26 protein-coding genes are annotated in these 19,215 nt (G+C 46.5%); 12 read left to right on the top strand and 14 right to left on the bottom strand.

All coding sequences use genetic code 11. The features are described from left to right. Nucleotides 1-9 precede the first annotated feature (9 nt). The 4 genes from L0U89_RS13050 to L0U89_RS13040 are packed head-to-tail and all read right to left on the bottom strand — an operon-like array spanning nt 10 to nt 1,335. Nucleotides 10-216 carry a hypothetical protein gene (locus L0U89_RS13050; protein ID WP_234861925.1) on the bottom strand — a complete coding sequence of 69 codons (207 nt, stop codon included), beginning with the start codon at nt 214-216 and terminating at the stop codon, nt 10-12. Nucleotides 217-225: 9 nt separating this feature from the next. Continuing rightward, nucleotides 226-432, bottom strand: a complete 207-nt coding sequence (locus L0U89_RS20620; protein WP_369413253.1) for a type II toxin-antitoxin system VapC family toxin — start codon at nt 430-432, stop codon at nt 226-228. Continuing rightward, a complete protein-coding gene (locus L0U89_RS13045; protein ID WP_234861924.1) occupies nt 422-697 on the bottom strand; it encodes a DUF6364 family protein in 276 nt (91 codons plus the stop codon). The genes L0U89_RS20620 and L0U89_RS13045 overlap by 11 nt, the downstream gene beginning before the upstream one ends. A gap of 35 nt (nt 698-732) precedes the next feature. Beyond that, the gene (locus L0U89_RS13040) at nt 733-1,335 is read right to left on the bottom strand and encodes a trimeric intracellular cation channel family protein (protein WP_234861923.1); all 603 of its coding nucleotides are present in this window, start codon (nt 1,333-1,335) and stop codon (nt 733-735) included. 113 nt (nt 1,336-1,448) lie between these two features. On the opposite strand from L0U89_RS13040, the gene L0U89_RS13035 reads away from it, so the two are divergent. Beyond that, on the top strand, nt 1,449-1,832 hold the full coding sequence (locus L0U89_RS13035) for a hypothetical protein (protein WP_234861922.1): 384 nt from the start codon (nt 1,449-1,451) through the stop codon (nt 1,830-1,832). Between the two features lie 45 nt (nt 1,833-1,877). Then, on the top strand, nt 1,878-2,342 hold the full coding sequence (locus tag L0U89_RS13030) for a Clp protease ClpB (protein WP_234861921.1): 465 nt from the start codon (nt 1,878-1,880) through the stop codon (nt 2,340-2,342). On the opposite strand, the gene L0U89_RS13025 is transcribed toward L0U89_RS13030, so the two are convergent. The 5 genes from L0U89_RS13025 to L0U89_RS13005 form a co-directional block, all read right to left on the bottom strand. Continuing rightward, a complete protein-coding gene (locus L0U89_RS13025) occupies nt 2,339-3,001 on the bottom strand; it encodes a phosphatidylserine decarboxylase family protein (RefSeq protein ID WP_234861920.1) in 663 nt (220 codons plus the stop codon). The two genes, L0U89_RS13030 and L0U89_RS13025, sit on opposite strands and share 4 nt — an antisense overlap. 66 nt (nt 3,002-3,067) lie before the next feature. Further along, nucleotides 3,068-4,345 (bottom strand): Glu/Leu/Phe/Val family dehydrogenase, encoded by a 1,278-nt coding sequence (locus L0U89_RS13020; RefSeq protein ID WP_008623896.1) that lies wholly within the window; start codon nt 4,343-4,345, stop codon nt 3,068-3,070. 71 nt (nt 4,346-4,416) lie between these two features. After that, nucleotides 4,417-5,274: a phosphatidate cytidylyltransferase gene (locus L0U89_RS13015; protein WP_040478784.1), complete on the bottom strand. Its 858-nt coding sequence runs from the start codon at nt 5,272-5,274 to the stop codon at nt 4,417-4,419. Beyond that, a complete protein-coding gene (locus L0U89_RS13010) occupies nt 5,258-5,464 on the bottom strand; it encodes a putative signal transducing protein (RefSeq protein WP_234861919.1) in 207 nt (68 codons plus the stop codon). Before L0U89_RS13010 ends, L0U89_RS13015 begins: the two co-directional genes overlap by 17 nt. Then, entirely contained in the window at nt 5,457-6,398 is a 942-nt protein-coding gene (locus L0U89_RS13005) for a CPBP family intramembrane glutamic endopeptidase (RefSeq protein ID WP_234861918.1), read from the bottom strand. Before L0U89_RS13005 ends, L0U89_RS13010 begins: the two co-directional genes overlap by 8 nt. Nucleotides 6,399-6,437: 39 nt before the next feature. On the opposite strand from L0U89_RS13005, the gene dusB reads away from it, so the two are divergent. The 5 genes from dusB to L0U89_RS12980 all read left to right on the top strand — a co-directional run bounded on the left by dusB (nt 6,438) and on the right by L0U89_RS12980 (nt 10,374). Beyond that, nucleotides 6,438-7,427 (top strand): tRNA dihydrouridine synthase DusB, encoded by a 990-nt coding sequence (gene dusB, locus L0U89_RS13000; protein WP_234861917.1) that lies wholly within the window; start codon nt 6,438-6,440, stop codon nt 7,425-7,427. 66 nt (nt 7,428-7,493) lie between these two features. After that, nucleotides 7,494-8,393, top strand: coding sequence for a DMT family transporter (locus tag L0U89_RS12995; RefSeq protein WP_234861916.1), 900 nt, complete (start codon nt 7,494-7,496; stop codon nt 8,391-8,393). Between the two features lie 49 nt (nt 8,394-8,442). Beyond that, nucleotides 8,443-8,805 (top strand): hypothetical protein, encoded by a 363-nt coding sequence (locus L0U89_RS12990; RefSeq protein WP_234861915.1) that lies wholly within the window; start codon nt 8,443-8,445, stop codon nt 8,803-8,805. Between the two features lie 18 nt (nt 8,806-8,823). Continuing rightward, entirely contained in the window at nt 8,824-9,585 is a 762-nt protein-coding gene (locus L0U89_RS12985; protein ID WP_234861914.1) for an alpha/beta fold hydrolase, read from the top strand. A 213-nt stretch (nt 9,586-9,798) separates the two neighbouring features. Next, complete coding sequence (locus L0U89_RS12980) at nt 9,799-10,374, top strand: hypothetical protein (protein ID WP_234861913.1); 576 nt, start codon at nt 9,799-9,801, stop codon at nt 10,372-10,374. 89 nt (nt 10,375-10,463) lie between these two features. On the opposite strand, the gene ftsY is transcribed toward L0U89_RS12980, so the two are convergent. The 5 genes from ftsY to L0U89_RS12955 form a co-directional block, all read right to left on the bottom strand. Further along, nucleotides 10,464-11,423 (bottom strand): signal recognition particle-docking protein FtsY, encoded by a 960-nt coding sequence (gene ftsY, locus L0U89_RS12975; protein ID WP_234861912.1) that lies wholly within the window; start codon nt 11,421-11,423, stop codon nt 10,464-10,466. 98 nt (nt 11,424-11,521) lie between these two features. Continuing rightward, nucleotides 11,522-11,674 (bottom strand): DUF4295 domain-containing protein, encoded by a 153-nt coding sequence (locus tag L0U89_RS12970; RefSeq protein WP_234861911.1) that lies wholly within the window; start codon nt 11,672-11,674, stop codon nt 11,522-11,524. 40 nt (nt 11,675-11,714) lie between these two features. Continuing rightward, nucleotides 11,715-11,897 (bottom strand): 50S ribosomal protein L33, encoded by a 183-nt coding sequence (gene rpmG, locus L0U89_RS12965; protein ID WP_040478783.1) that lies wholly within the window; start codon nt 11,895-11,897, stop codon nt 11,715-11,717. Nucleotides 11,898-11,931: 34 nt separating this feature from the next. After that, on the bottom strand, nt 11,932-12,174 hold the full coding sequence (gene rpmB / locus L0U89_RS12960) for a 50S ribosomal protein L28 (protein ID WP_234861910.1): 243 nt from the start codon (nt 12,172-12,174) through the stop codon (nt 11,932-11,934). 217 nt (nt 12,175-12,391) lie between these two features. Further along, nucleotides 12,392-12,550: a C1orf53 family protein gene (locus L0U89_RS12955; RefSeq protein WP_234861981.1), complete on the bottom strand. Its 159-nt coding sequence runs from the start codon at nt 12,548-12,550 to the stop codon at nt 12,392-12,394. 88 nt (nt 12,551-12,638) lie between these two features. Here L0U89_RS12955 and rocD point away from each other — a divergent pair, with 88 nt between their 5' ends. The 5 genes from rocD (at nt 12,639) to L0U89_RS12930 (ending at nt 19,195) form a co-directional block, all read left to right on the top strand. Beyond that, nucleotides 12,639-13,919 carry an ornithine--oxo-acid transaminase gene (gene rocD / locus L0U89_RS12950; RefSeq protein WP_305067153.1) on the top strand — a complete coding sequence of 427 codons (1,281 nt, stop codon included), beginning with the start codon at nt 12,639-12,641 and terminating at the stop codon, nt 13,917-13,919. Nucleotides 13,920-14,023: 104 nt separating this feature from the next. Continuing rightward, nucleotides 14,024-14,677, top strand: a complete 654-nt coding sequence (locus L0U89_RS12945; protein ID WP_234861909.1) for an HAD family hydrolase — start codon at nt 14,024-14,026, stop codon at nt 14,675-14,677. Nucleotides 14,678-14,961: 284 nt separating this feature from the next. Next, complete coding sequence (locus L0U89_RS12940; RefSeq protein WP_234861908.1) at nt 14,962-16,176, top strand: porin; 1,215 nt, start codon at nt 14,962-14,964, stop codon at nt 16,174-16,176. Between the two features lie 194 nt (nt 16,177-16,370). After that, nucleotides 16,371-17,342 (top strand): porphobilinogen synthase, encoded by a 972-nt coding sequence (gene hemB, locus L0U89_RS12935; RefSeq protein WP_234861907.1) that lies wholly within the window; start codon nt 16,371-16,373, stop codon nt 17,340-17,342. Nucleotides 17,343-17,890: 548 nt separating this feature from the next. Then, nucleotides 17,891-19,195, top strand: coding sequence for an ammonium transporter (locus tag L0U89_RS12930; RefSeq protein ID WP_234861906.1), 1,305 nt, complete (start codon nt 17,891-17,893; stop codon nt 19,193-19,195). Nucleotides 19,196-19,215: the final 20 nt, after the last annotated feature.

Genomic DNA, 19,215 nt, shown 5'->3' with positions numbered 1-19,215 from the left:
TGGGGCTGTTTATTGGAATTTTGATGCCAGGAAAATCTCAGGTGTCATTACTGGGAGACTTGACCTTCCAAAATCCTTGACATTTTGAGTCAGGATCATGTTGATGTCGTTTGCCAAATACGCAGAGGCATGCTGTAATCCATCTTCGAAATCCCGAAATCCGGATGCCAATGCCAAGATGATTGTTTCTTTATTTAGGTCAAGGATTTCGACCATTCCTAAGATTTACTTGATTATCTCTATTGATTTCTCGTGGCCTACCGTCCTTCTGGCGATGTAGTAGATATTATTTATGCTCATCGCTGATAAAAAGAGTATCAAATTTCCAGATTCCGAGAGTTCGATAACTTTTGATGCAGCTTCAGAAGAGGGCTTTCTATCGAACAGAAAATCCAGTACCACATTTGTATCAAGAAAAATCCTAAGCGCCATGTTTCTTTATAATCTCGGATTCCAGGATTGATTTGTAATCCAAATCGGGACTTCCTTTAAGTATCCCCCTGAGTTTTTTTACCTTGGAAGAAGACAGAGATTTGGGAAGATTCTCGCTTTCAGTAAGCCTCCTAAAGTAGATTTCTACCAACTCCGAGAGGGAGTTTCCTTTTTCAGCCGCATATTTTTTGGCTTTTTCGGCAACTTCGGGATCTATTGTTAACGTAATCACGGTGCTCATATTGGTAGTTGTATTCGGAATCATGAAAACGAATTTAGTGAATTTTGATTAGAATGCCTTCAATCCAACCTCGGCAGACTCAATTTGTACCTTACTGCTATCAAGCGGATACTGATGATCACCGAGATGGAGATTAGTAAGTTGATATCTCTTTGGAGGGCAAAGTAATTGAGGACGAGGTACAGAATTGCACCGGCGAGGCAAGCGGATGCATAGATTTCCTTTCGGAACAAAATGGGGATTTCATTGACCAAGGTATCCCGAATCACCCCGCCCATCACTGCGGAGAACATGCCCATGATGGCGGCGATTTCCGGTCTGAATCCGAGGCTCAGGGATTTTTCCACACCCAGGACCGTAAAAAAGGCAATCCCCAAGGTGTCAAACAGAAACATCGTCTTGCGCAGTCTGGAGAGGATTTTGGGAAAAACAAATGCCGCCAAAACGCCCAAAAGAATGGCATAGAGGAAATGGATATCCCCGATCCAAACCAAAGGATGCGAATCCAAGAGCAAGTCTCTTAGCGTACCGCCACCTATTGCCGTCACGAAGCCCGTGAAGCCCGCGCCAAATACGTCGTGTTCCTTGTCCCTAACAGCCAAAGCCCCGGAAATCGCAAAAACGAAGGTTCCCAAAAGTTCAAGCGGGTATTGCAGGTCCATAAAACATTCGAATCATATCCGACAACAATTTAAGGCTTTTGGCCGAAGGGCTTTCGATTTTTTGAAATTGGGAAAGGATTCTCTATCTTATTTGTGCCAACCTGAAATAACTGATGAAAGAACGTCTGAATACATCCATCCATGCGATTTCGCTGATTATGGTAGCCGCAGGACTTGCCTGGGTAGTCTGGTCCAGCCAAACTGGCATGCATGAAATGCTGACCTACCTGATCCTACTATTGATAGGGGCGGAGATCCTTAGTCTTTATTTGATCAAAAACATCTATCCCGAAAGTCATACGACCTTCAAAGTCGGCATTATCGCGGCTTTGGTCATCCTAATAGGTGTCAAGACCATGATGCCAAGTCTGTTCACGCCTTTGACGTTGACCGTTTTTGCAGTTAATTACATGTACAATTTTTACACCGATACCAAGAGGCGTAAGGGAACACTCAAGAAGAAGATACAGGTCAAAGCCAAGCCACGCGGGCGCTAGCTATCGGCACAGGATTTGTTAATTCGAGGGAAAATTGAATTTCCCATGAGAATAATCCTGCTTGTCTGTTTAGCTTTTCTTTTAGTTTCAGAATCATTTGCCCAAGAAAAACTCAAAAAACTGGTTGAGGAACGGGAGTCGCTGCACCAAGCGTGGAAAGTCTCGGAATCCAAGAAAACGGGGATTTTTGGGAATCGAACGAAGAAAGACATGGTCGAAACCCATGGTTGGATGGAGCGCATCATTGACAAGGACAACCTTATCATGGAGGAATTGAAGCTGCTGCGGGATATCGAGAAAACCGAAATTACCTACGAAAAGAACGATTACAAATTCATCTCCCAAAAGCAGGAACGAGAGATAGCCACATTGAAAAAAGTCCTTGCTGAAAAGGACCTTGAAATGCAGGAAAAGCAAAAGTCCACCCGCACTTACGAGTGGACCACATTGATATTTTTTGTCAGTACGCTGTTGTTGGGGTTTGCTTACAGCAGAAAGCGAAGGTCCTAGCTTTTCAACCTTGCGATCGGTGTCCTGCCTCCTTTGGTCTTTTCATCGAGGCTTACCAACACTTCTGCATCCAAAGGAAGGAAAATATCTACTCGGGAACCAAACTTGATGAAGCCAAATTCTCCGCCCTGTGGCACCGGGGAACCTTCCTTCACATACCATTTGATTCGGCGGGCTAGGGCTCCGGCGATTTGACGGACGAGGAGTTTGGTGCCATTTTGATGGCGGACGACCATGGTGGTACGTTCGTTTTCGGTACTGGACTTGGGGTGCCAGGCGACAAGGTATTTGCCCGGATGATACTTGAAAAACTCAACGACCCCCGCGATCGGCGAACGGTTGACGTGGACATTGAAAGGTGACATGAAAATCGAAACCTGCTTTCTTTTTTCTTTGAGATACTCGGTTTCCTCGGTTTCTTCGATTACTACAACCTTTCCGTCTGCAGGAGCAAAAACAAGGTTATCTTCTTTTGGCAGTGCAACAAACGGATTCCTGAAAAACTGGAGGATCAGCAAATAAATAATCACAGAAACCAATAAGGCTACATTTTGAAGGGTTTCCATTTCAGGCAGCAGTTGGACAAGTGCGACATTGACGGCTACCAATACCAACAAAAGCCAAAACAACAATTTTCTTCCTTCCTTGTGGATACTCATGGTTTTTAAATTAAAAGGGGCGTGAAAGCTGATTCCACGCCCCAAAGATAAGAAAGTTTCGTTTTTTTAGAACCCTCCCCTGAAGGTGTAGGTTTTTGCCACTTTGTCGATCGCCACGATGTAGGCAGCGATACGCATAGGCACATCATATTTCACTGCTGCTTGGTAGACATGGTCAAACGCATCTTTCATGATCCTATCGGATCTTCTGTTGACACGTTCGGCGGTCCATTTATAGCCAAGGCGATTCTGAACCCATTCGAAATAGGAAACAGTCACGCCTCCGGCATTGGCCAAAATATCCGGTACGGCCATGATGCCTTTCTCATTCAAAATGGCGTCCGCCTTGGCGGAAGTTGGACCGTTGGCTCCCTCCACGATCAATTTTGCTTTGATCTTATCGGCATTGCCGATGGTGATAACGTCCTCAACTGCAGCGGGTACGAGTACATCCACCTCAAGTTCCAACAGTTCCATCGGGTTGCTTAGTTTTTCCGCTCCTTGATAACCTTCCAAGGTGCCTTTGTTACCGTCACGGTATGCGATGGCTTCTTGGATATTGATACCATTTGAATTGTAGTAGGCGCCGGAAATATCAGAGATCGAGACCACTTTCAAGCCACGTTCCTCCAACAGTTGAGCAGCCCATGAACCAACGTTGCCGAAACCCTGCACGGCACAGGTAGCTTGGAATGGGTTGATTTTTAATTTTTGCATCGCTGCCAAGGCCGTTACCATTACGCCCCGTCCCGTTGCTTCGGTTCTTCCTAAGGATCCACCCAATACGAGTGGCTTGCCGGTCACGACCGCGTTGACGGTCATACCGTGGGCTTTGGAGTATTCGTCCATCAACCAAGCCATTTCTCTTGGTCCCGTGCCCATATCTGGTGCAGGAATATCCTTGTCTGGGCCGAAAACATCTATCATCGCCAGTGTATACGCCCTGACCAATCGCTCGATTTCTCCCGCTGACATTTCACGCGGATTGCAGCGCACGCCACCTTTTCCGCCCCCATATGGTATATCCACCACCGCACATTTCCAAGTCATCCATGCAGCCAACGCCCTCACCTCATCCAAATGTACGTCCGGTGCAAACCGAATGCCGCCCTTTGCGGGGCCAAGGATATTGGAGTGTATTACGCGGATTCCTTCAAAAACCTTGATCTTCCCATTGTCCATGGTGATCGGAAGGGAGACGATAACCTGTTTGGCGGGGTTTTTTAGCACGTTGTAAACCTCTTCTGACAGGCCAAGTTTTTGTGCTGCGAGATTGAATCTTTCCATCATAGACTCCAAAGGATTCTCTTTATCCTTGATCGGAGCCGGTTCAATGTAAGCCATATTGGGTTTGTTTAGTTGACTTTGAAATTTGGTACAATATTAAGGAGATTTTTAATATGCCTTGGGTTGCATTAGAAGATTTTCAAAAAGGCGGCGATAAAGGGCGCCGAAAGTAACAATCCGTCAAATCGGTCCATGAATCCCCCGTGTCCCGGGAGGGTTTTTCCCGAATCTTTTATCTCGATACTCCGCTTGAAAAGCGACTCAATCAGGTCACCGTATGTCCCAGCGATGATGATGATAGCGGCGATGCAGAGCCATTGCCATTCTTGGAGGGAATTGAAATATTTCGACAATACATATGCCACGAGCAATGCCGATGCTGCCCCGCCCAAAAATCCTTCCCATGATTTCTTGGGAGATACCCGCTCGAAAAGTTTGGTCTTGCCAAACTTCGTCCCCGCAAAATAGGCTCCAGAATCCGAGGCCCAAAGAATGAAAAGGGAACCAATAATCACCTCATAGTGGAATGAGCCATCCACGGAAAAAGCCGCCACATTCAACAACGCGAAAGGAACCGCCACATAGAAAATCCCCAAAAAGGTGAACGCAATTCCAGTAAATGGTTTCTTGTCGGATTTCCGGTAAAGTTTGATGAAAAACACCAGGGAGGCTAATGGAAAGATCAGGAAATAGAATTCGTCATCCAAAAGCCCCATACCCGTGGCAAATGAAATCGTAAAAATGATTATCCCCAGAAATGTCCCGTAGCTTTTGAGCGGAAGCATGCCGTCCAATCCCGAAAGCTTATAGAATTCCATTTGGGAAAAAGCCTGGATCAATCCGAAAATCAAAAAATACAGCCAAGGACTTATGATGGACCCGGAAATGATAATGGCGGCACCAATAATGGCCGTGATCACCCTTTGCGCAAGGTTACTGTAGCTATTGATATTGAACCGGTCACGTATCCTAAAAGGTGATCTCATTCTTTACAATATTTATTGCCTTAAGAAATTCATTTTTTGGCACTAATACCTCATATGCCCCATGCAATTTGTAAACTGATTCTTGTTTGTTTAGCACAACTGCTGGAATGTCTTTTTCTTCCAAGATCGCCTTCACGATTTCCACCCTCACAGGGGAACTATCTTTGAAAACAGGCTGCCAATTATCCATCTATTGGTCGGATTGTCATTTTTTCCTTGAAAAACCTAAAACCAATGATCATTCCACCAATCCCAAGTAATGCCAAAGGGAGCGAAACCTGATCGGTTTCCTCAATGTTGAATTCGACTTTCCCGAGGCTGTTCAGGTAAATCATCACCACCGTGAAGGAGTTGTTGAGAATATGGGCGACGATTGGGTATCCAAGACTCCCTGAGTAGTGATACAAGTAGCCGAATACCGCACCCAAAAACATCCGAGGCAAAAAACCATAAAACTGTAGGTGGATCGCAGAGAAAATGAAGGCTGACAACCAGATTCCGAGATGAGGATTGCCCGTGTAAGATTGGAGCTTGGGTTGGAGTACGCCCCTGAACAATACCTCTTCGCCTATTCCCGCTAGGATTCCGATGACCAACAGTCCCATGAGGAATTCCCCCGTATTCTGGAAATCCGTCAGGAACTTCGTCATCGCCATCAGTTCATCCTCACTCTCACGCGCAAATTTCTCGAACGCCGACAGGAACTCTGGGAATTTCACATGGGCGTTCCAGTCAATCAGCAGCGCATTGAAGAGTACGGCACCGAGCATGATGACTACCGTTATGGCTATTCCCATGAACTTAAACCGGTCCAGTTGTTGTTGACGGTCCATGTCCGCTTTGTCAATCCATTTGGCGATGATGTAGGCCGCTGCCAAGAAGCCCAATCCTCCACCAAAACCTTGGATAAACAAAAATGCCATTCGTGCATGGGGAGAAGTGGACTTTAATGTCAAGAGTGCGGGAAGTTCATCCAAGGGGATTGCGAAGAGTGGTGGGATGAGAAGTACCGCGATTCCTTGGAGCAACAAAAGTGTTCCAATCGTGACCAACACTATCACAAACAGGGATAAAAGCCAATTGCTTTTGTTTGCGATAGGGCTTTGGGTTTTATAAATCTCCATAATTGCGGTAAATTTACAGGAAAATTCAAAATAGGAAGTGTGGCAAAGATAGGAAACTTGGATTTGGGGGAATTCCCCTTGCTATTGGCACCGATGGAGGATGTAAGTGATCCGCCGTTCCGAGCCGTTTGCAAGGAAAACGGGGCTGATTTGATGTTCACCGAGTTTATCAGCTCTGAGGGCTTGATTCGTGATGCCGCGAAATCCGTACAGAAGCTCGATATCTTCGAGTACGAACGGCCGATCGGCATCCAAATTTTCGGTGCAGAAATCGAGTCCATGCGTGAAGCCGCTGCGATCGCGGAGGCTGCCGGACCGGATATTTTGGACATCAACTATGGCTGCCCGGTCCACAAAGTGGCCTGCAAAGGCGCTGGAGCCGGTATTCTTTTGGATATAGACAAAATGGTATCCATGACCGCTGAGATTGTGAAGCGAGTCAATATTCCCGTCACTGTCAAGACCCGTCTGGGTTGGTCGCATGACACCATCCGGATCGTCGAGGTGGCAGAAAGGCTGCAGGACGTCGGCATCCAAGCGATCAGCATCCATGCGCGTACGCGTCAGCAGATGTACAAGGGTGAGGCGGATTGGTCTTACCTAATCAAGGTGAAGGAGAATCCAAGGCTGAAAATCCCTGTTTTCGGTAACGGTGATATCGATACGCCAGAAAAGGCGAAGGAATATCGGGAAAAATATCCCGTGGACGGCATGATGATCGGTCGTGCCAGCATCGGCCACCCATGGATATTCAACGAGATCAAACATTATTTCGAAACGGGGGAAAAACTACTTGGCCCCGACTTGGAAGAAAGGATCAAAGTTGCCAAAAAGCACCTTGATTTTTCCGTCAAGTGGAAAGGCGAAAAACAAGGCATTCTCGAGATGAGAAGGCACTATACCAATTACTTCAGGAATATGCCCAACTTCAAAAACTACCGTACTCAAATGGTCACAGCGGAATCGTATGCTGAGGTTTCAGCCGTTTTGGAAGAGGTCGGTGAGGTGTATGCTGATTATACATTTTGATTTATTTTGTGCTGAATTTTACCCCAACCACCCAATTCACATCGCTTCTTTCTTTGCCCTGACTCCATGACCAAAGACATCCAAGCAGAAGGCGCCCTTAAGGCTTGGGGCTTTCTGATAATCCTAGCCTTGATTTGGGGGAGTTCGTTCATCTTGATCAAGAGAGGGCTTGAGGTATTTTCTCCCGGAGAAGTAGGAGCGTTCAGGATTGTTGCCGCAGGTATGGTTCTGTTACCGTTGTCGCTGCCAAGGCTGAAAGGACTGAACAGCAGGCAAGTAAAAAACCTCATTACCGTTGGGCTAATGGGAAGTTTCATTCCTGCCTTTCTTTTTGCCAAGGCGCAAACCCAACTCAGCAGCTCGCTGACCGGGGTTTTCAACGCCATGACGCCGCTTTTTGTGGTCATCATCGGAGCCCTGTTTTTCCATTCAAAAATCACAAAAAGGAATGGCATTGGTTTGGGAATCGCTTTTGTGGGCGTTGTCTTGTTGTTGATGGTAAAAGAGGGAAAGGCTTTTGGTGATTTTTCGGATATCAACTCCTATGCATTTTTTGTGATCTTGGCTTGTATATGCTATGGATTCAACCTCAATATCATCAAGTACCGCTTTGTGGAGCTCAAACCCGTCGCGATCACGGCGATTTCGCTGCTGATGGTTTTGCCGATGGCGTTGATCTATTTGTTTGCATTCACACAGTTTTCATTTAAGCTGCTGCATGTCGAAGGCGCCTACCAGGCTGCAGGATATGTCGCGTTGCTGGGCGTGATGGGAACAGCCCTTGCTTTGATACTTTTCAATATCATGGTTAAAGTGGCGACACCGGTATTTGCCAGCTCCGTTACTTATTTGATTCCGATCGTGGCGATCATGTGGGGGCTGTTGGATGGGGAAGTGCTGTTGGCGGGACATTATATCGGGATCGTGGCCGTCATCGTCGGTGTTTGGGTCGGCAACAGGAAATGATTTGCACGCAGCTTTGTTTATATTTGATCCAACCTAATTTCAAAAACATATGAAAAGATACTTTCTCTTTTTCCTGCTTCCCATTTTGGCCTTGTTGATTTCTGCTAATGTCAAAATCGCCGAAAATGTCACCGGAACCTGGCAGATGGAAGTCCAAACGGACATGGGAAGTGGTTCTCCGACTTTTGTGTTGAAGCAGGATGAAAAAGGCATCATCACTGGCACCTATTCCGGGCAGTTGGGAGAAACACCCGTCAAGGGCACGCTCAAGGGAGACGTGATTCATATGGAATTCGATATCCAAGGAAACCTGATCGAATACGACGGTACAGTGGCCGCCGATACCATGAAAGGAAAGGTAAAGTTGGGTTCAATTGCGGAAGGGACTTTCTCCGGAAAAAGGAAGCCCTAACTATTAACAGAAGTAGGCATGAAACTCAATTTTCGTAAATCCGGCACCGGTAAGCCGCTTATTATCCTCCACGGCTTGTTCGGTTCGGCGGATAACTGGTACAGCATTGCCAAAGAGCTGGAGAAGGACTATACCCTCTACCTGGTCGACCAACGCAACCATGGCGATTCTCCGCACAGCGCCGATTGGAATTATGATCTGATGGCGGAGGACCTGCTCCAATTGATGAACGATGAGGGGATCGCACAAGCACATCTGATGGGGCATTCGATGGGGGGAAAGACGGTGATGCATTTTGCTTTGTCCCATCCAGAGAGGGTCGAAAAACTGATCGTCGCCGATATTGCTCCCCGGTATTACCCCCTGCACCATCAGGTGATTTTGGAGGGGCTCAATGCCATCCCGGTCAATGCCATCAAGTCACGCAAAGAAGCCGATGACATCCTTGCGCAATACATCCGCAGCGTGGGCATCAGGCAATTTCTGCTCAAAAGCCTCGGACGAAATGATGCCGGAGGTTTTGAATGGAAGATTAATCTCGATGTTATCACCGAGAAAATCGAAATTGTAGGGCAGGAGATCGATGCTGGGCATGCGTTTCCCAAACCAACCCTTTTTATGGGTGGTGCAAACTCGGACTATATCCGGCCGGAAGACCAAGAATCCATTTTGCGTCTTTTTCCCAATAGCCAAACGATCTTTATCCCGAACGCTGGGCATTGGCTACATGCCGAACAGCCTGCGGCGGTGATTGAAGCAGTCAGGGGTTTTTTGGGATAAGGGAAAAGAAGGACATGCAGCCGTGCGAATTGCTTTTTTTTTGCAGAAATCTGGTTTTCAGAGACTTTCGATTTCTAAAGCAGCTCCCCGAAATAAACAATTTTTAGGATTGCAGGATTTGAGCCAAAAAAGTTAATTTTTCTGCCGAAAAGTCATATTTATCCTAGTTATTTCCCCTAATTCATTATTTATTATCGGTTTTATATTTCCCCTATGAACTCCCAAAAACTACTTGCTGCACTTCTTTTTTTCCTGGTTACCAATTTGGCATTTGCCCAAGAGAAAAATACACCCGTTCGTCTGTTGATCACGGGTGCTTTGGAATTGGGCGGCGATGCGGTGGCCACGATCAATTTCACCAATGGAAACGACCAAAACGTCAACGCCGGACAGGGCATTTCGGTAGGTGTTGGGGGTGAGTTTGCACTTCCCGGCATGGACCAATTGCGTTTTAGAAGTACGGTCGGCATCAAATATGTCACTACCGCTGCCGACAATGCCCATATTCGCCTTACGAGGATTCCTTTCCATTTCACAGGGAATTATGTCATTGCAGACAAGTTCCGCATTGGGGCGGGATTGGTCATCCACAGCAACATCAAGTTCAATGCAGGTGGACTTGGAGACAATTTCGGGTTTCAGACTGCAAGCGGGCCGATATTTGAGTTTGCCTATAAGTCGATTGGTCTTTCCTACACCGTGATGACCTACACGGACGAGTTCAGAAACAGCTATGCTGCCAATGCGATCGGACTGACGCTCTCGGGAGTGATTCCGGGGAGGAGGTAGTTGATCCAGGTTTATAGAAATCAATATGATAGAAATAAAAAATCCCCATAAAGGGGATTTTTTATACATCAAGACAAGACATTTCCATTTCAACCTTTTTTCTTAAACAAAGAATCCACAAACTCTTTCCGGTTAAAGAGCTGCAGGTCGGTCATTTTTTCACCTACACCAATATACTTGACGGGGATTTTGAATTGATCGGAAATGCCGATGACTACGCCACCCTTGGCCGTACCGTCGAGTTTGGTGATGGCAAGTGCGCTGACTTCGGTGGCACGTGTGAATTCCTTAGCTTGGATGAAGGCATTTTGGCCCGTAGAACCATCAAGCACAAGTAAGATCTCGTGTGGGGCATCGGGGATGAACTTCTGCATCACCTTTTTGATCTTGGTTAACTCGTTCATCAAGTTGACCTTTGTGTGTAGTCTGCCCGCTGTATCCACGATCACGACATCAGCCTTGCTGTCAACCCCTTGTTTGACCGCATCAAAGGCAACCGAAGCCGGGTCTGTATTCATGCCGTGGGAGACCACGGGTACGCCGACACGCTGTCCCCAAAGGATCAACTGATCCACGGCTGCGGCCCTGAAAGTATCGGCCGCACCTAGGACGACAGATTTACCGGCGAGCTTGAATTGGTGCGCCAACTTACCGATGGTGGTGGTTTTTCCCACCCCATTGACACCGACTACCATGATGACGTAGGGTTTTTTATCTGCAGGTAGGTCAAAATCAGATGTATCGGCACTTCTATTTTCTTCCAACAAGTAGGCGATTTCTTCTCTCAAAATCACGTCCAGCTCGGCGGCATTGAGGTATTTGTCCTTTGCAACACGTTCTTCGATCCGACGGATTACCTTGATGGTGGTATCCACGCCCACATCGGCGGTGATGAGAATTTCCTCCAATTCGTCCAAGACTTCCTCATCCACCTTGGATTTGCCGATGACTGCTTTGCTGAGTTTCGAAAAAATATTCTCAGAGGTTTTCTGAAGGCCTTGATCTAGGCTTTCTTTTTTGTCTTTAGAAAAGAAACCGAAAATTCCCATGTTTTTCAAGGTTGGTTTAAAAGTCCAATATAACAAAAAAGCCCCTTCAAAGACTTCGTCTGAAGGGACTCTTGACCGCAGCCATTGGCTTTGGGTTATTATTTTTTCAATGTTTCCTGAACCATTGCGGTAGGAACCATTTCTTCTCTGAAGGTGTAAGCACCGGTTTTTTCAGACTTTACAGCCTTGATCACTTTGGCGTATGTGACACCACCTTCTTTTTTCAGGGTCGCAACAACTTTCTTTGCCATTTTTGGAAGGGTTTATGTACGGATGCCGTACCGTAGAATATTACTTGATTTCTTTGTGAACCGTCACTTTCTTCATGATCGGATTGAATTTCTTCAATTCCAACCTTGTAGTGGTGTTTTTACGGTTTTTGGTAGTGATGTATCTGGAAGTTCCAGGAAGACCTGAAGCTTTGTGCTCGGTGCATTCCATGATCACTTGAACTCTGTTACCTTTCTTAGCCATTATAGTATAAATTTAAATGGTAAACTTCTTGTGATTATTCTACGACAAACATTCCCTTGGCCTGGGCTTCCTTCAACACAGCGCTGATGCCTTTTTTGTTGATGGTTTTCAAAGCTGAAGTACAAACCTTCAAAGTGATCCAAGCATCCTCTTCAGGGATGTAGAATCTCTTCTTGTGCAAGTTTGGATAAAACTTACGCTTGGTCTTGTTGTTTGCGTGAGATACGTTGTTACCCGTTCTTGGCGTTTTACCGGTGATGTCACAAACTTTTGCCATGATATATGAGCGTGTTTTGAAAGACGATTTTTGAATTGAGTTTGCAAATATCGGAGTTTTGTGGGAATTACCAACAAGCGCCTCTGAAAAAATTTGGCAAATTCCTGCATTTCATACGATTCCGTTTCAGGATTGCCTAGTGAAATGTAGACAAGAAGTCCTTTCGGGTTTTTTTGTTTAGCCAAAGACAAGAAAGCGATAAAAAAAGACGCCCCTGTTATTTTTCCCGATAGGGACAATGCCTGCAGCCGCTGCCGCAGCAATATCCCCGCCTGAGATGGTACTTTTCGGTAAAAACCATCAATCCTTTTTCGTTGAAATAGTAGTCCCCCGGGAGGAGGGTTTGTGGCTTTTCGGGCTTCTTTTTAGGATGCATAATGAGACTCAATCGGGCATTCACTATATTTGCCTGCGAAAATGCGAGGTCGGTGGCGCTCGATAACGGACCCAAAAATACCAAATTTATGATGGAAACTATCAATTCTAGCAAACAGGCCATAGCCTTGGAGGACAAATATGGCGCGCACAACTACCATCCACTTCCTGTGGTGCTTAGCCGTGGGGAAGGGGTATACCTGTGGGATGTCGAGGGCAAGCGCTACTTCGATTTTCTATCCGCCTACTCAGCCGTCAACCAAGGACACTGCCATCCCCGCATCAAGGATGCGCTCATCGAGCAGGCAGGAACGCTGACGCTGACTTCGAGGGCTTTTTATAACGACGTCTTGGGCCCATTTGAAAAATACATCACGGAGTACTTTGGCTTTGACAAGGTGCTCCCCATGAATACCGGCGCAGAAGGCGTGGAGACCGCCATCAAAATAGCCCGTAAATGGGGCTATGAAAAGAAAGGCGTATCCGAGGGCCAAGCCAAAATCATCGTGGCCGAGCAAAACTTTCATGGCAGGACGTCGACGATCATTTCCTTTTCTTCCGATACCAACGCACGCAAAAATTTCGGTCCCTACATGCAGGGATTTGTACGCATACCATATGATAACGTCGAAGCACTGCAGGCAGCGTTGGAAGATGAAAATGTAGTCGCTTTTCTCGTAGAGCCGATTCAGGGCGAAGCAGGAGTATACACCCCTGCAGAAGACTACTTGCGTCGGGTGGCCGAGGCATGTCGCTTCAAAAACGTCCTTTTCATTGCCGATGAGATCCAAACCGGCATCGCCAGGACCGGGTCTCTTTTGGCGGTATGCGGCAACTGTACTTGCTCGGGACACTGCGAACGCCAAAGTACCTACACCAAACCGGACATATTGATCCTTGGCAAAGCCATCTCCGGCGGCTTCTATCCCGTGTCAGCCGTCTTGGCAGACAACCACATCATGGAAGTCATCAAGCCCGGTACGCATGGGTCCACCTTTGGAGGCAACCCGCTCGGTGCCAAAGTCGCCATGACGGCACTCGAAGTGGTAAGGGATGAAAAACTCGCCCAAAACGCCCGCAAGCTCGGCAAAATCTTCCGTCAGCGCATGCAGGTATTAGTGGACAAATACAGCATCCTCAAGCTGGTGCGTGGCAAGGGACTCCTCAACGCCGTCGTGGTCAATGACTCACCTGACAGCAGCACCGCATGGGATATGTGTATGGGCCTTGCCGAAAACGGCCTCTTGGCCAAACCAACCCACGGCAATATCATCCGATTCGCCCCGCCCTTGGTGATGACCGAGGAGCAACTCCACGAATGCTGCGATATCATCGAGAAGGTGGTCAGGGAGTTTGAAGGGAAAAAGTGAACTCGATCAATTACTTCTGAATCATTCAATGACCCTCCTGGCACAACATAGCCGGGAGGTATTTTTATTTCTATTTTTGCGAGCGATTTCAAACCATTGTCCTCATGAACAAAGCCGTGATTTTCGATATGGATGGGGTGATTTGCCATACCAATCCGTACCATTCGATTGCCTTCAAGGAGTTTTTTGCCAAGCGTGAGCTGTTTCCGACGGAGGCGGAATTTGCGCTGCATATGTACGGGAAGAGCAATTCCTACATCTTAAGCCATTTCTTGGGCAGAAAGATCGAAGGGCAGGAACTGCTCGAGCTTGAAGATGAGAAGGAAAGTCTTTTTCGGGAGATTTATCGGGAAAAGGTCGATCCCATAGCAGGATTCATGCAGTTTTTCCAATCGCTCAAGCAGCAAGGATTGCCCACCGGAGTGGCGACATCGGCACCTTTTGCGAATTTGGAGTTGATCGCGGGGACTTTGGGCATCATGCACCAAATGCAATCAATCCTTGCCTCTGAACATGTCAGCCATCACAAGCCACACCCCGAGGTATACCTCAAGTCTGCCGCGAAGCTCCAAGTGGAGCCCGAGTTTTGCGTCGTGTTTGAGGATTCCTTTTCAGGAGTCACGGCAGCCAAAAACGCGGGGATGAAGGTAGTCGGCGTCCTCTCTTCCCATACCAAGGAACAGTTGCCACCCTGTGAAGCCTACATCGAGGACTTTTTTGAGATGGATGTCAGTGTATTGGCAAAACTCGGTTTTTGAGCAAAATCTTTTTCCGATTTTTCACTTCATTTCAGTTAACAATTTCTTAAGTATTTTTTAACATTGGAGATGTTGTTAACACTGGCTTAACATACTGAAATCACTTTTTTTGCCGCAAATTGCTCTCATTTTGAGATTGAGTATTCCTAAATATCGCGGAGAAGGACTCGTTTTCATTTTTGTGTTAACAGAAACATAACATATGCGTCATCATAAAGACATATGAGGGTGCCACTTTTGCACCGCTGTACAATACATTTCTCATTTCTTAACTTATTTTCCCTATGCGAATATTCTTCGCGGGAGCCATCGTTCTATGGACTTTGGCCTTGGGGGACGTTTTTGCAAGGGGCGTCCTGCAAGATTCCGTGACAGAGGTTTCCAAGGAAGCCGTGCCTGTCAAAAAGCAGTGGTTTGAGGCGATTCAATTGCGGGGTTATGCCCAATTGCGGTACAATGGCCTTTTCGAGACCAACCCAAACCTTCAATGTGCGCAGTGCGACCGCTCCTGGGGCGGCGATGGGGGAGGATTCTTCTTCCGTCGGATCCGGATGATCTTTTTTGGACAAATCCACGAGCGCGTGTACATGTACATCCAGCCGGATTTTGCGTCGGGGGGCAATAATTTCGCCCAAATACGTGACGCATACTTTGACATTGGGCTCGATGAGAAGCAGGAGTTCAGGATTAGGATTGGGCAATCAAAGGTCCCTTTTGGTTTTGAAAACCTGCAATCCTCCCAAAACAGGATTCCCCTTGACCGTGCTGACGGTCTGAACTCGGCTGTATTTAATGAGCGTGATATCGGGGCCTTCCTATACTATGCGCCTACTGAAATCCGGAAGAGGTTCAGCAGCTTGGTCTCCTCGGGATTGAAGGGTTCCGGAGATTATGGTGTGTTTGGATTTGGTTTGTACAATGGACAAACAGCAAATTTGCCGGAGAGGAACAAGAACCTTCATATGGTGGCGAGGGTTTCTTATCCTTGGGAATTGCCGTCAGGCCAATTTATCGAAGCCTCATTCCAAGGTTACACGGGAAAATACGTCATCACACGCAATCCACAGACTGACTTTGACCAGACTGAATTCGATGACTTCCGCTATGGGCCAAGTTTCATCTTGTACCCGCAGCCGTTTGGTATCCAGGCCGAGTATAACTGGGGTCGTGGTCCCGAATTTGACCCTTCGACAAACGATGTGGTCGATGCGCCGACAGAAGGGGGATATATCCTCGCTTCCTATATGTACCGCAGGGGTGAACAAGTAATGACACCATTTATGAGGTACCACTATTTCAAGGGCGGGAAGAAGTTTGAGATGGATGCCATGCGGCATCGGGTCAACGAGTTTGAGGTTGGTGTAGAGTGGCAGATTATCAAAGCTTTGGAAATCACAGCTATGTACACGATCTCAGATCGAACTTTCGAAAACAGTCTTAAACCTGAAAATCGCCAGAAAGGGAGTCTGCTCCGTTTACAGGCGCAGGTGAATTTCTAATGTTAAGTTTAGTCTATAATAATTGAAAGCAGGCCTCATTCGGGGCCTGTTTTTTTTGATCTTTTTACTGGGAGAAAATTAAAGAAGAGTTTGACGCTGCCAGCAGGAGACTTTCAAGGTGAATTTTGTCAGGGGTGGTTTTTTGGGGTATAGTGGTGTTGTGGTACCTTTGTCCAAGTCAAATCCAAATTCCCATGAACAGAAGACCAAGAAGAAACCGCAAATCCCAAGTTATCCGCGAAATGGTGGAGGAAACCAGGTTGTCGACCAAGGATTTTATTTTTCCCTTGTTTTTGATCGAAGGTTCCCGCCAAAGATCGGAAGTCGCTTCCATGCCGGGGATTTATAGGAATTCTTTGGACTTGATGTTAAAGGAAATTGAGGAATGCCTCCACCTCGGAATCAAGGCCTTTGACATTTTTCCTGCCTATCCAGACAGCAAAAAGGACAAATTCGCCACGGAGAGCTATAATCCGGATACATTTTACTTGGAAGCGATTCGTGAGGTAAAGGCTCGGTTTCCGGAGGCGGTGGTGATGACAGATGTGGCGATGGATCCCTATAGTTCCGACGGACACGATGGTCTCGTCGAAAATGGAAAAATCCTCAACGACGAGACATTGGAGATTTTGGGTAAAATGGCACTCGCCCAAGCCGAAGCGGGAGCGGATATCCTCGGTCCTTCCGATATGATGGACGGCAGGGTCGGGCACATCAGGCAGATTTTGGACCGGAATGGATTCAAAGATGTGTCCATCATGTCCTATACGGCCAAATATGCCTCCGCATTTTATGGACCTTTCCGGGATGCATTGGACTCGGCCCCGAAGATGGGTGATAAGAAAACCTACCAAATGGATCCCGCCAACTACAAGGAAGCGCTGATAGAGGCAGAGTTGGACACCCTAGAAGGTGCGGATTTCCTGATGGTCAAGCCTGCCTTGGCGTATTTGGATGTGATTAGACTGCTAAAGGATCACAGCAACCTCCCAATCGCAGCTTATAATGTCAGTGGAGAGTACGCAATGATCAAAGCAGCGGGTGAAAAAGGATGGCTCGATCCCCAAAGAGCCATGCTGGAGTCGCTTTTGAGTATCAAAAGGGCAGGTGCAAGCGTGATTTTAAGCTACTTTGCCAAGGAATTCGCCGAAATCGTAAAGAATTAGATGTCTTGAGTGTCATTTTGAACCAAGAAATTCACTTATGGCACAAATTGAATGAAAAATGGTTATTGAATAGATCATAAAATTTAAAGTGGTAGTAAAAATCTGATTTTATGGTTTCATAAACACCCAATCATAAAAAAAATTTAACGTTTTGATAAAAATTTTTTGGTATTTTTTCCCGAAGCCTACTATAAGAAATATTCAATTTCCGATTTTTAGTCTGAGTTCGACTTTGGATTAAAATTCGTTTTTGTTTGCGTCACAAAAATCCACTCCCAATTGGCGGAATCGATTGAGAAGGTTTTGCTTTTCTGTTTTTCAGAATAAAACTTTGTTTTTGACACGAAAACGATAATTTATTATATATTAAAAAAATCAAATTTTTTTGGCAAAAATTATACATAAAATTTAATAATCAGGCTTTTTGATAAGTGTGGTGGCAATAGATGATTTTAATTTTTGATAAAAATGTATTTAGATTAGCATCAAGCTATCGATCAAACCTATATAAAATTTCATAAAAATGTGTTTTTCTAAATTTCAAACCTATGAAGTGGATCAATGTAACCCTAGCTCATGTGAGTGAGGACCCCGGAGTCGTCGATGTGACGGCTGAGATTGCGCAAAACCTCCTGACGACCAACAATGTCTGGATGATGCTGTGTACCGCAATGGTGTTTATTATGCACCTTGGTTTTGCGGGAGTTGAGACTGGCTTCGGTCAGGCCAAGAATACCGTGAATATCTTATTCAAAAACACGGTGACTCCTATAATAGGAATTGTTACCTATGCGCTGATTGGCTTTTTTCTGATGTATCCCGGATTTGAGAGTCCAGGATGGCTTGCGTTCAACCTTTCAGGATGGAGCATGTTCTGGTTCAGTCCAGGGGATGCTGATGTTTCTGCGGCCTATGCAAGTGGTGGGTACACTTACTGGACAGACTTTTTGTTTCAGGCGATGTTCGCAGCGACTTGCGCGACGATAGTTTCCGGCGCTATCGCGGAACGGGTCAAATTGTCGGCCTATTTGGTATTCACAGTATTTTTTGTAGGCTTGGTTTACCCCCTTATCGGAAGCTGGCAATGGGGGGGTGGAGCGTTGAAAGCCATGGGCTTTTATGATTTCGCAGGCTCTACGCTGGTCCATTCTGTAGGTGGATGGGGCGCTTTGGCTGGCGTCATCCTCGTCGGGCCAAGGATCGGAAAGTATATCGATGGCAAGGCTGTCTCAAAACCTGGAGCAAGTATTCCATTGGCAGTGATTGGGACATTTTTGCTATGGTTTGGCTGGTTTGGGTTCAATGGCGGATCAGTCCTGTCAGCAAATCCTGCTTTGGTATCCTCAGTTTTGGTGATTACGAGCCTTGGCGCTACAGCGGGAGGACTTGGCGGATTCCTGGCGGCATATTTCGCTTTCAAACGTTTGGATTTGGGCATGTTGCTCAATGGTATCCTTGCGGGACTCGTCGGGATTACTGCCGGTGCGGATGTATTCACTCCAGCCGCGGCATTGCTGATTGGATTTATTGCCGGCATATTGGTGGTAATTTCCGCTGTGATGCTTGACAAATTCAAGCTGGATGACGTTGTCGGCGCTGTTTCTGTTCACCTTACCTGCGGGATCTGGGGGACATTGGCCGTCGGTATTTTTTCAACCAATCCAGAACACAGCTTCTTGACTCAATTGATAGGCGTTGGCATTTGCGGCGCGGTGGCATTTGGGGCTGCGTTCCTGATTTTCTATATCCTAAAAGCTACCGTCGGTATCAGGGTTTCCGAGGCGCACGAGCGCTCCGGTTTGGATTCCCATGAGCACGGTATCAGGGGCTATACCATCGTATTTGACGAATAAAAAAATCAAGCTACCAACAA

The sequence above is a fragment of the Mariniradius sediminis genome, from assembly GCF_021491425.1.
Taxonomy (GTDB): domain Bacteria; phylum Bacteroidota; class Bacteroidia; order Cytophagales; family Cyclobacteriaceae; genus Mariniradius; species Mariniradius saccharolyticus.
The sequence above is the reverse complement of the archived record's forward strand: the minus strand, read 5'-3'. Positions and strand labels throughout refer to the sequence as shown.

Coding starts and splice junctions, on each gene's coding strand:
- L0U89_RS13050 (WP_234861925.1), bottom strand. CDS start 216: ATGGTCGAAATCCTTGACCTAAATAAAGAAACAATCATCTTGGCATTG.
- L0U89_RS20620 (WP_369413253.1), bottom strand. CDS start 432: ATGGCGCTTAGGATTTTTCTTGATACAAATGTGGTACTGGATTTTCTG.
- L0U89_RS13045 (WP_234861924.1), bottom strand. CDS start 697: ATGATTCCGAATACAACTACCAATATGAGCACCGTGATTACGTTAACA.
- L0U89_RS13040 (WP_234861923.1), bottom strand. CDS start 1,335: ATGGACCTGCAATACCCGCTTGAACTTTTGGGAACCTTCGTTTTTGCG.
- L0U89_RS13035 (WP_234861922.1), top strand. CDS start 1,449: ATGAAAGAACGTCTGAATACATCCATCCATGCGATTTCGCTGATTATG.
- L0U89_RS13030 (WP_234861921.1), top strand. CDS start 1,878: ATGAGAATAATCCTGCTTGTCTGTTTAGCTTTTCTTTTAGTTTCAGAA.
- L0U89_RS13025 (WP_234861920.1), bottom strand. CDS start 3,001: ATGAGTATCCACAAGGAAGGAAGAAAATTGTTGTTTTGGCTTTTGTTG.
- L0U89_RS13020 (WP_008623896.1), bottom strand. CDS start 4,345: ATGGCTTACATTGAACCGGCTCCGATCAAGGATAAAGAGAATCCTTTG.
- L0U89_RS13015 (WP_040478784.1), bottom strand. CDS start 5,274: ATGAGATCACCTTTTAGGATACGTGACCGGTTCAATATCAATAGCTAC.
- L0U89_RS13010 (WP_234861919.1), bottom strand. CDS start 5,464: ATGGATAATTGGCAGCCTGTTTTCAAAGATAGTTCCCCTGTGAGGGTG.
- L0U89_RS13005 (WP_234861918.1), bottom strand. CDS start 6,398: ATGGAGATTTATAAAACCCAAAGCCCTATCGCAAACAAAAGCAATTGG.
- L0U89_RS12995 (WP_234861916.1), top strand. CDS start 7,494: ATGACCAAAGACATCCAAGCAGAAGGCGCCCTTAAGGCTTGGGGCTTT.
- L0U89_RS12990 (WP_234861915.1), top strand. CDS start 8,443: ATGAAAAGATACTTTCTCTTTTTCCTGCTTCCCATTTTGGCCTTGTTG.
- L0U89_RS12985 (WP_234861914.1), top strand. CDS start 8,824: ATGAAACTCAATTTTCGTAAATCCGGCACCGGTAAGCCGCTTATTATC.
- L0U89_RS12980 (WP_234861913.1), top strand. CDS start 9,799: ATGAACTCCCAAAAACTACTTGCTGCACTTCTTTTTTTCCTGGTTACC.
- ftsY (WP_234861912.1), bottom strand. CDS start 11,423: ATGGGAATTTTCGGTTTCTTTTCTAAAGACAAAAAAGAAAGCCTAGAT.
- L0U89_RS12970 (WP_234861911.1), bottom strand. CDS start 11,674: ATGGCAAAGAAAGTTGTTGCGACCCTGAAAAAAGAAGGTGGTGTCACA.
- rpmG (WP_040478783.1), bottom strand. CDS start 11,897: ATGGCTAAGAAAGGTAACAGAGTTCAAGTGATCATGGAATGCACCGAG.
- rpmB (WP_234861910.1), bottom strand. CDS start 12,174: ATGGCAAAAGTTTGTGACATCACCGGTAAAACGCCAAGAACGGGTAAC.
- L0U89_RS12955 (WP_234861981.1), bottom strand. CDS start 12,550: ATGCATCCTAAAAAGAAGCCCGAAAAGCCACAAACCCTCCTCCCGGGG.
- rocD (WP_305067153.1), top strand. CDS start 12,639: ATGATGGAAACTATCAATTCTAGCAAACAGGCCATAGCCTTGGAGGAC.
- L0U89_RS12945 (WP_234861909.1), top strand. CDS start 14,024: ATGAACAAAGCCGTGATTTTCGATATGGATGGGGTGATTTGCCATACC.
- L0U89_RS12940 (WP_234861908.1), top strand. CDS start 14,962: ATGCGAATATTCTTCGCGGGAGCCATCGTTCTATGGACTTTGGCCTTG.
- hemB (WP_234861907.1), top strand. CDS start 16,371: ATGAACAGAAGACCAAGAAGAAACCGCAAATCCCAAGTTATCCGCGAA.
- L0U89_RS12930 (WP_234861906.1), top strand. CDS start 17,891: ATGAAGTGGATCAATGTAACCCTAGCTCATGTGAGTGAGGACCCCGGA.